The sequence below is a fragment of the Pseudomonas sp. SIMBA_067 genome (genome assembly GCF_046534675.1).
Taxonomy (GTDB): domain Bacteria; phylum Pseudomonadota; class Gammaproteobacteria; order Pseudomonadales; family Pseudomonadaceae; genus Aquipseudomonas; species Aquipseudomonas putida.
In genome coordinates this window covers 1-249 of sequence record NZ_JAWRYH010001012.1, presented here as the reverse complement: position 1 = coordinate 249, position 249 = coordinate 1, and the positions used below count along the sequence as shown (strand labels likewise).

The 249-nt window shown below is 59.4% G+C and carries 1 protein-coding gene; it reads right to left on the bottom strand.

The window, feature by feature from the left end; genetic code table 11:
• Positions 1-23: 23 nt before the first annotated feature.
• A partial coding sequence (locus SB765_RS32270; protein WP_410932849.1) for a UDP binding domain-containing protein occupies positions 24-249 on the bottom strand: 226 nt, incomplete at its 5' end.

Sequence of the window (249 nt, the reverse complement as noted above, 5' to 3'; positions counted from 1 at the left end):
GCTTGAAAGCGGCCGGCCAAGGTTCACTGCTGGCTGGCTGGCGGCACTTGGCCACGTCCAATACCGTAGTATGTCAGGCCTGCAGAGGCCATGTGGTCAGGGTCGTAAAGGTTGCGGCCATCGAATACCACTCGGTCTGCAAGCAATTGGGGCACCGTGTCCAGGTTGAGCACACGGTAGTCTTGCCATTCCGTCACGATCACCAAGGCATCAGCGCCTTGCAGGGCAGCTTCCTTGGAAGGCACAAGC